The organism is Collinsella sp. TM05-38, from assembly GCF_003466445.1.
Classification (GTDB): Bacteria; Actinomycetota; Coriobacteriia; order Coriobacteriales; family Coriobacteriaceae; genus Collinsella.
In genome coordinates this window covers 55303-64907 of sequence record NZ_QSPM01000013.1, presented here as the reverse complement: position 1 = coordinate 64907, position 9605 = coordinate 55303, and the positions used below count along the sequence as shown (strand labels likewise).

Here is a 9605-nt window from a genome sequence, read left to right as displayed (position 1 = left end):
GAGGCCAGGGCGCCGCTGACCGGTGGACGGCACCGAGCCGTACGCTTGAACTGAAGAAGGGGGAGGCCTCGCGGCCTCCCCCTTTTTTTGCGTTAACGGGTTTTCGTCTCACATAGTAGCTGTGTTTTATAACCCTCGTTTGTCGCATCTTCTGTGAACGGGCTACAATAACTTAGTCTGTGCGATATGGAGGTGAACATGGCTGAAGCTGGTATCGGCGTTGATATCGTCGAGATTTCGCGCATGAAATCAATTCTTGAAAAGACGCCGTCGTTTGCTCGGCGTGTGTTTACCGAAGAAGAGCGTGCGTATTGCGATGCATCATCGCGTCCCGCTGCTCACTATGCGAGCCGCTTTGCTTCGCGCGAGGCGGTGCTTAAAGCTCTTGGCACGGGTTTTAGTCAAGGCGTGGGTCGCAAGGATGTTTCGGTAACGCGTGATAAACTCGGCAAACCGAAGGCGCTGCTTTCGGGCCGTGCACTCGAGATCGCTCAAGAGTTGGGTGTCGTTGAGGTCGCTCTTTCCATTACGCTTACAGGAGACTTAGCCGTTGCGAATGCCATCGCGATTACCGAAGATGCTCGACCTAAGCCAAAAGAGGAAAAGGTAAGCACCAAGAAACGCGTTGCGCAGACATTTAAAGAGGCTCGCTCTGTTTTAGATGAGCTTGAGCAGCTGCAGAATTCAGCATTGACGGAGCACCTGGGCGATGCTTCGCAAGATACGCTAGGAGCATAGATGAAACCGGTTTTGAGTACCGAAGAAGTCGTTCGTCTCGAGGATATCATCGAACGCGAAGGGACTTCGAAGGCCGAGCTTATGGAGCTAGCGGGTGAGTTTGCCGCCAACGAGGTCATGAGGCTCAATCCCGATCGGGTTCTTGTTCTGGTCGGTTTTGGTAATAATGGAGGCGACGGTTGGGTTGCCGCCGATATCCTGAGCCATAAGGGTGTGGACGTAGATATCGTTTCTCCGGTTGAGCCGGATGAGATTCCTGCTGCTCTGGCACGTCATGTTGCTCGTCGTACTGCCGGCCGCGATGTGCACGTTTGCGTCGGCCCCTCGCGTGACGAACTCGAGGTTTTAATCGATAAGGCCGATGTTGTTGTCGATGCCATTTTTGGTACCGGTTTCCACGGGAATCTGCGTGCGCCGTTCTCCATTTGGATTCCTACGGTCAATGAATGCGCCGATTTTGTCGTATCCATTGATGTCCCCTCGGGCTTGAATGCCGAGACGGGCGTTGTTGATGACGACTGCATTCGTGCCGAGCGTACGGTGACGATGATTGCGCCCAAGATTGGTCTGTATAGCGCTGATGGTCCTGAGTATGCTGGAGATTTGATCTGCGGCAATCTTTACGACCGTCTTGACGAGGTCATCGATGATGTCGACCACGCCGCCGAGATTGTCGAGCCCGGTGATTTAGTTGATTACTTTGCTCCACTACCTACGAATATCGATAAGTATTCCCGTGGCTCTGTGCTTATTGTCGCCGGATCTGCGCAATATCCTGGTGCTGCCATTATGGCGGCTAAGTCTGCAGCTCGAGCGGGTGCTGGTTACGTGGCAGTCGCGGCTCCTGACGCCTGCGCCAATCTTATTCGCATGGCACTTCCTTCGATTCCCGTCTTTGCTATTCCGTCTGATTCCCGTGGCTCCTTTGGCGCCGCTGCGCGCATGACGGTGTGCGAGATCGCAAAGAAGTACGGCTGCGTGCTGTGCGGTCCCGGTATGACGACGTCTGCCGGCGCTATGCAGGTGGTTTCGGGCTTGCTTGAGCTTGATGTGCCGCTTATTTTGGACGCCGATGCACTCAACTGCCTTGCTAAGATTGCCATTGACGGTATTGATAGTAACCCCGAGATGTATCGTCGCGAGCAGCCGTTGGTTATGACACCGCACTATCGTGAGCTTTCGCGTCTGGTTGCCGGTGACGAGGTGAACGACCTTGGTACCGCGATTGCGGCCGCGCAGAAGGTTGTCTGGGCTGCAGGCTCCGACAATCTGGTGGTCATTGCCAAGGGGCCGACGACGGCTATCTGTGGCGTTGAGCGCGTGCTGCTGCCGCTCTCGGGTCCGGCTTCTCTGGCAACTGCCGGTTCGGGTGATGTTCTCGCGGGTATTTTGGCCGGCACGCTTGCCACCATGCGCGACGAGATGGATCGTTGGGAGTTGCTGTATTCGTACGCCGTCGCACTTCACAGCTACGCCGGTTTTGCCGCGGCGACAGAGTATGGTGAGAAGAGCGTTATCGCGACCGATCTTATCGACTTGATCGGTCCTGCCATGGAGCTGGCGGCAAAGGATGCGCTCGAAGATCTGGGAATCATGGACGAAGGGTCGGATGACTAATCATGAATAAAGCCGATTTGACGCGCTGGTCCTGGGTCGAGATCGACCGCGGGGCGCTCCGTCGCAACACGAGGGCCTATAAGAACTTGTTGAATCCACGTCAGCGCCTGTGCTGCGTGGTCAAGGCCGATGCTTATGGTCATGGAGCTGTTGAGTGCGCCAAGATCATGTATTCGGCCGGTGCCGACATGTTTGCCGTGGCGACGGTCAACGAGGGTGTTGAGCTCCGACAGGGCGGGATTACGAAACCCATCCTCATCCTAAGCGAGCCGCCTATCGAGGCCATTCCGACGTTGCTCGAGTTCGATATCATGCCCTCGGTCTATACGTCCGATTTTGCTCTTGCGTATGGCGAATGCGCCGTCGCGGCGGGCAAGGTGGGCAAGTACCATCTTGCCATCGAGACGGGCATGAATCGTATCGGTGTTCACTACACACAGGTGCTCGACTTTGTACGCGGCATCAGTTTCCATCGCGGCATCCAGTGCGACGGCGTATTTACGCACTTTGCCACGGCCGATGAACCTTCGGGTTGGGACTACAAGCTGCAGTGCCAGCGTTTTACCGAGGCCGTTCAGGCCATTAAGGACGCAGGTTTTGAATGCGGTATCGTGCATTGTGCCAATACGCCGTCCTCGATGCTCGATTCTTCAATGCACTTTGACATGATTCGTGCCGGCATCGGTTTGTATGGTCTGCAGCCATGTGAGCTGAGTGGTCGCGTGATGCAGCTTGATCCCGTCATGAGCGTCCACGCGCGTGTGACGCGCGTGGCGCATCCTGCGATGGGCGAGGGCGTGGGCTACGGCTTTACCTACCGCGTACCGCGCACGCGCGTTCAGATCTGCACCCTTCCGATCGGTTATGCCGATGGCCTTTCGCGTACGCTTTCCAATCGTATGGACGTGCTGTATCGCGGCGAGCGTGTGCGTCAGGTGGGCAATATCTGCATGGACCAGTTTATGGTCGCCATTCAGTCCAACCCGGCGCATGAGATTCCCGAGGCCGAGTATGGTGACGAGATGATCATTGTCGGCCGCGATGGAGATGCCGAGATTACCATGGACGAGATGGCGCGCCTACGCGGCACGATTAACTACGAGGTCGCTTGCGGCTTTGGTATGCGTCTCGACAAGGTCTACGTGTAGGAGTCGCTATGGGCGTCATGCACATCCCCGGCCATAGCCATCAGGCGCCGCGTGAGGTCGCACTCGAGGAGATCGAGGCCGTTCTGGGCGATTGTCACCTTTGCCAGCTTTACCAGTCGCGCCATAACATCGTGTTTGGCGTGGGAAACCCCCACGCTCGCGTGATGTTTATTGGCGAGGCGCCGGGCCGCAATGAGGATTTGCAGGGCGAGCCCTTTGTGGGGGCGGCAGGCGAGGACCTCAACGGCATTTTGTCGCTGGCGGGGCTCAAACGCGAAGACGTCTACATTGCCAACGTGCTTAAGTGCCGCCCGCCGGGAAACCGCAATCCGCGTCCCGAGGAAGTGCTGGCTTGCTCGCCATTTTTGCGTGAGCAGATTCGAAGCATCTGGCCCGATATTATTGTGACGCTCGGCAACCCCGCGACGCACTTTGTGCTAAAGACCGAGATTGGCATTACTAAGCTGCGCGGCAGGTTCCACCAGATGGGGCATTTTGTGGTAATGCCCACGTTCCATCCGGCAGCAGCGCTGCGCAATCCGGCGTGGCAGGAGCTGCTGGAGGAAGACTTTAAGATGCTGGGCGACTATCTGGAGCGACATCCCGCGCCAGAGGACGCCTCGGAATAATAAGGAGCATATATGTCCCTGGAGCGCCTGGGGGTAGGTACTTACAAAACGACTTGCGCTGCCGATACGGAGTACTTTGGCGAGCTAATTGCACCGTGCCTTGAGGACGGCGATGTGCTCATCCTGACCGGTGGCCTGGGAGTGGGCAAAACTCACTTTACCAAGGGCGTCTCGCGCGGGCTGGGCGATGGGCATATGGTTACGAGCCCTACGTTCGCCCTCATGGCCGTTCACGATCAAGGTCGTATTCCGCTGTTTCACTTTGATCTATACCGCCTGGAGCATGCCTACGAGCTCGAGGATACGGGCATTTTCGATGTGCTGGGCTATGAGGGTGCTTGCCTGCTGGAATGGGGCGAACAATTCCAGGACGAGCTGACGGATGAGTATCTTTCGGTGACGCTCAGGCGTGATGAGGGCGACAGCGACGTGCGAACGATAACGCTTGAGGCGCACGGTGACCGCGCAATGGAGCTTTCCCATTTGATTGATAAGGCTGTACAAGATGAGCTTGCATAACGACAACGCGCTGGTGGTGGCGCTCGATACCTCGACTGACATGCTTGCCTGCGCGGCAAGCTGGATTGATGGGCAGACGGGTGAGACGAAGCTCGTGAGTGGCGACCACATGTGTCGCCGTCACGCCAACGTTGAGCTCGTGAATACCGTTGATGGCGTGCTGGCTCAAGCCGGTCTGGATCGCAGCGATGTTGGTTGCTATGTGGTCGGCCGCGGCCCGGGGTCCTTTACGGGTGTGCGCATCGGCATCTCCACTGCCAAGGGCCTCGCGCGTGGTGCCAATGTTCCGCTGCTGGGCGTGTCGACGCTCGACGCTTGCGCTTGGACGGCGTGGAAGGCTGGCGTGCGCGGCAAGCTTGGTATCTTGGCCGATGCTATGCGCGGTGAGGTATATCCGGCGCTGTATATGCTGGTCGATGAGGGTCCCGAGCGTCAATTTGAGCGCGAACACGTGGTCAAGGCCGCCGTGGCGCTCGATGAGTGGCGCCAAGCAGCGGACTGGGGCCAGGTTCAGCTGACCGGTGACGGTCTAGTGCGCTATGGCAAGCTGCTGGGTGAGGACGAGGCCGCCCGCTGCGTGGAGCGCGACCTGTGGTGGCCTTCGGGCGAGGGCTTGCTGCTCGCGCACGCTGCGGGTGACGGCGATCCGGCCCGCGTCCTGCCGATTTACACGCGCCTTTCGGATGCCGAGGAAAACGAGCGCAAGCGTCTTGGTCTTGCCGAGAGTGCGCAGAGCGAAATTACGGGTGTTGCCGATGAGCTCGCCGGTCGTCATCTGCAGTTCCGTCCCATGGGCGCGGCGGATGCCGAGGGCGCAAGCGCGCTGGAGGCTGCCTGCTTTGAAGGTGCCGGACACGAGGCATGGACGCCGGGCATGTTCCTGTCCGAACTGGGCGAGGACGTCGCTGCGCCGCGTAGTTGGTGGGTGGCACACGACGACGGCAAGCTGCTGGGCCTTGCCGGCGGTATGGTCGTGGACGGTGATGTGCAGATTCTGGATGTCGCCGTCGACCCGGCACATCGCCGTGAGGGCATTGCCCGCAAGCTGCTGTCGCATGTGAGCTATGATGCCCAGATGCTCGGCTGCACTACGGCTTCGCTCGAGGTCGAGGACGGTAACGAGGGAGCGACCGCGCTTTATAACGCTCTGGGCTTTACCGAGGCTGGCCGTCGCCGCGGCTACTATGGTGCCGGCAAGGACGCCATCGTCATGACGGCTCCGCTGCCCCTGGTGCTTCCGGTCGATAATGCTTCGCCCGAGCCGACGGCGGCAGAGCAGCGCGTATGGCCGCTGCCTGCGCCTGGGCGCTCCGAGGGGGAGCGTGCCGAAATTGAGCGCCGCCGCCTAGTGCTCGCTATCGAGAGCTCCTGCGACGAGACGGCCGTGGCGATTATCGATGCGGATGGCAATATGCTGGCCAACCAGGTGTCGACACAGATTGATTTTCACGCCCGCTTTGGCGGCGTGGTGCCCGAGATCGCCTCGCGCAAACACGTTGAGGTGATTGTGAGTGTCGTGGATGCGGCGCTCGAGGATGCCGCAGCATCGCTTGGTCTTGAGGGTGGAGCCATCGCGCCGAGCGAACTCGCCGCTGTTGGCGTGACGCAGGGTCCGGGCCTGGTGGGTGCTCTGGTAGTGGGCGTCGCCTTCGCCAAGGGCTTTGCCTATGCCGCCGGCAAGCCGCTCGTGTGCGTCAACCATCTGGAGGGCCATCTGTTCGCCAACCTGCTGGCGCAGCCCGATCTCAGGCCGCCGTTTATCTTCACGCTCGTCTCGGGCGGTCATACCATGCTCGTGCACGTGAAGGCATGGGGCGACTACGAGGTACTTGGTGAGACACTCGACGATGCTGTGGGCGAGGCCTTCGACAAGGTAGCCAAGGCGTTGGGTCTGGGCTATCCCGGTGGCCCCATCATCTCCAAGCTGGCCGAGACGGGCGACCCCAAGGCGATTGATTTTCCCCGCGCGCTTAACAGCAGGGGTGACTACCGCTTCTCGCTTTCGGGCCTCAAGACGGCAGTGACGCTCTACATTGAGCAGGAGACCAAGGCCGGGCGCACGATTCACCTGCCCGACCTGGCGGCCTCGTTTGAGGCGGCGGTCTTTGACGTGCAGTACAAGAAGGCCAAGAACGCCCTGCATGCCACCGGGTGCAAGGAGTATTGCATTGGCGGCGGCGTCTCGGCCAATCCGCATCTGCGCGAGATGATGATCAAGAAGCTTGGACGTCAGGGCATTCGTGTAACGGTGCCGCCCTTGTCCGCCTGCACCGATAACGCCGCCATGATCGCGGAGGTCGCTCGCCGTAAATTCGACCGAGGAGAAATCTCGCCGTTCGACGTCGACGCCGATCCGAACATGACGCTGTAGTCGTGCTCGTGCGGTCCCCGGCGCTGCCCCGGGCGCCAGCGGCCACATATGAACTTTCCTGCTCGGACAGTCCTGCTCACGACGGAGGCCACATTAAGTGGCCTCCTGTTCGTGCGGAACTCGCGATAAAGTTCATATGTGGCCGCTGGCGCCCGGGGCAGCGCCGGGGACCTTTCTGTCCCGATGCGGCGTGGGGGTCGTTTGGCGTCGACAGCGTCCGGCTCCCGCGGCTCTCAGGGGTATTTCTCATGCAAAAACTCTTGTCTGGTAAAGTCCGAGGTTAATGGCGTTTTATACCGTAAATTTCAAAAAAGTTGAAAATTCATTACATTTGAACGTTGACTTTAGGTAACTAAAGTTTCATACTGCTTTCCATCCACTGGGGGATGTGAACACGCACGGAACGTTCACATCATGATCGAAGAGGATTTCTTAGACATGTTCACGCATCAGCTAAACATTATCAGCGTAGTAATTATCTGATGCGGGTTAGCACATACAGCTAGCCCGTACGATAACGGGCGGCTGATGAAGATGAGGGCCGTCGAGCGCAACCGACGGCCCTCATTTTTTATGTCTAGGAAGTTCTTTTTAGAGGAGGAAATGTAATGAACGGAGTTTTGCTCATGGTTGTGGCCGCGGCGGTGCTCGCCTGCGGCTATCTGGGCTACGGTCGCTGGCTGGCCAATAAGTGGGGCGTTGACAAGGATGCCCTCACGCCGGCCAAGCGCATGAAGGACGGCAAGAGCTTCTCGCCCGTTTCCGCCTTCACCGCGTTCTCGCACCAGTTCAGCTCGATCTGCGGTGCCGGCCCTGTCACGGGCACGATTGTCGCCATGGCCTTTGGCTGGCTGCCCGTCGTGCTTTGGGTTCTCGTCGGCGGCATCTTCTTTGGCGCCGTCCACGACTTTGGCGCCCTGTACGCCTCGATGAAGAACAACGGCAAGTCCCTGGCTCAGCTCATCGAGAAGTACATCGGCAAGACCGGTCGTCGCCTGTTCCTGCTGTTCTGCTGGCTGTTCTGCATCATCGTCATCGCCGCTTTCACCGACATGGTCTGCAAGACGTTCATGTTCACCCCGGCAGTTGACGCTTCTGGTGCTGCTACCGGTGCCATCGACTTCACCAAGTCCTATGCCGCCGGCTGCGCTGGTACCATCTCCATCCTGTTCACCTTCGTCGCGATCGCCTTTGGTTGGGCTCAGAAGAAGTTCAACCTCACCGGCGCTGCCGAGTTCGTCACCGGCGTGGTGCTCATGGTTCTCATGTTTGCCGTCGGTATGCAGTTCCCGGTCTACCTGGATAAGTTCCAGTGGTTCGCCGTCGTCATGGTCTACCTGGTCTTTGCCGGCGCCATGCCCATCCAGATGCTCAAGACCCCGCGTGACTACCTCACCTCGATCATGATGATCGTCATGATCGCCTGCGCTGTCCTCGGCATCGTCGTCCTGGGCGTCAACGGCCAGGCCACTATCACCGCTCCGGCCTTTACCGGCTTCTCTAGCGCTTCTGGCATGATGTTCCCGGTCCTGTTTGTCTCCGTCGCCTGTGGTGCTCTCTCTGGTTTCCACAGCCTCGTTTCTTCCGGTACTTCCTCTAAGCAGGTCGAGAAGGAGCAGGACGCCGTCAAGGTTGGTTACGGCGCCATGATCGTCGAGTCCTTCGTCGGCATCCTTGCCATCATCGTCGCCGGCATCATGTTCTCCGACATGAACACCGCCGGTACCGGCGCCCTTAACGCCGGTGTCGCTTCCACCCCGTTCCAGATCTTCGCCGCTGGCATCTCCCGCGGTATGCAGGCCTTCGGCGTTAACGGCACGCTCGCAACCGTCTTCATGACCATGAACGTCTCCGCACTGGCCCTGACCTCGCTCGATGCCGTTGCCCGCATCGCCCGCACCTCGTTCTCCGAGTTCTTTGCCCAGACCAACGACGCCTTGGCCATCGAGTCCAAGGCCGGCTACATGAAGGTCCTCGGCAATCCCTGGTTCGCCACGGTCGTTACCCTGCTTCCTGGCCTCGCCCTCGCCTTTGGTGGCTATGCCAACATCTGGCCGCTCTTTGGTGCTTCCAACCAGCTGCTCGGCGGTATGACCATGATCACCCTCGCCGTGTTCTGCAAGTGCACCGGCCGCAAGGGCTGGATGCTCTACGTGCCCGTCGCCTTCCTGCTCTGCTGCACCTTCACCTCGCTGGTCCAGAGCGCCATGGGCTGCATGACCGCCGTCCAGGCCTACGGCTTCTTCGGCACCATCCCGGCTACCGCCACCACGGCCGCCGTCTCCGTCGCCGCCACCAAGGGCCTGCAGCTCGTCTTCGCCGTCCTGCTGATGGTCCTGGGCCTCATCGTCGCCGTCAACTGCCTCAAGGAGTTCTTCGGTAAGGAGGCTGGCTCCATGCCTGACGAGGAGCCCGAGTGGTCCGAGATGGGCAAGGCCGAGTACGGTCGCGCCGCTGCCGCTGAGGCTCCTGCCGACGCCGAAGCCGCCAAGGCCTAGTCGGTCGGACGGGTTGGATCTCCCATCTATTTGACTCGGAAAGACCGGGTCCGCGACTGCGCGGGCTCGGTCTTTTTTCATGCAA

The 9605-nt window shown here is 59.4% G+C and carries 7 protein-coding genes; all 7 read left to right on the top strand.

Annotated features, from left to right (window positions below):
- Positions 1-198: 198 nt before the first annotated feature.
- Positions 199-738 (top strand): holo-ACP synthase, encoded by a 540-nt coding sequence (gene acpS, locus DXD49_RS07985; RefSeq protein ID WP_006235843.1) that lies wholly within the window; start codon positions 199-201, stop codon positions 736-738.
- Positions 739-2355: an NAD(P)H-hydrate dehydratase gene (locus tag DXD49_RS07980; RefSeq protein WP_117794681.1), complete on the top strand. Its 1617-nt coding sequence runs from the start codon at positions 739-741 to the stop codon at positions 2353-2355.
- A 2-nt stretch (positions 2356-2357) separates the two neighbouring features.
- Positions 2358-3503, top strand: a complete 1146-nt coding sequence (gene alr, locus DXD49_RS07975) for an alanine racemase (protein WP_117630070.1) — start codon at positions 2358-2360, stop codon at positions 3501-3503.
- An 8-nt stretch (positions 3504-3511) separates the two neighbouring features.
- Positions 3512-4132 (top strand): uracil-DNA glycosylase, encoded by a 621-nt coding sequence (locus DXD49_RS07970; RefSeq protein ID WP_089573671.1) that lies wholly within the window; start codon positions 3512-3514, stop codon positions 4130-4132.
- Positions 4133-4144: 12 nt separating this feature from the next.
- Positions 4145-4651: a tRNA (adenosine(37)-N6)-threonylcarbamoyltransferase complex ATPase subunit type 1 TsaE gene (gene tsaE, locus DXD49_RS07965; RefSeq protein ID WP_089573670.1), complete on the top strand. Its 507-nt coding sequence runs from the start codon at positions 4145-4147 to the stop codon at positions 4649-4651.
- Positions 4638-7022 (top strand): tRNA (adenosine(37)-N6)-threonylcarbamoyltransferase complex transferase subunit TsaD, encoded by a 2385-nt coding sequence (tsaD, locus tag DXD49_RS07960; RefSeq protein ID WP_117794680.1) that lies wholly within the window; start codon positions 4638-4640, stop codon positions 7020-7022. The genes tsaE and tsaD overlap by 14 nt, the downstream gene beginning before the upstream one ends.
- A 608-nt stretch (positions 7023-7630) precedes the next feature.
- On the top strand, positions 7631-9520 hold the full coding sequence (locus DXD49_RS07955) for a carbon starvation protein A (RefSeq protein ID WP_117743784.1): 1890 nt from the start codon (positions 7631-7633) through the stop codon (positions 9518-9520).
- The last annotated feature ends 85 nt before the right edge of the window (positions 9521-9605 follow it).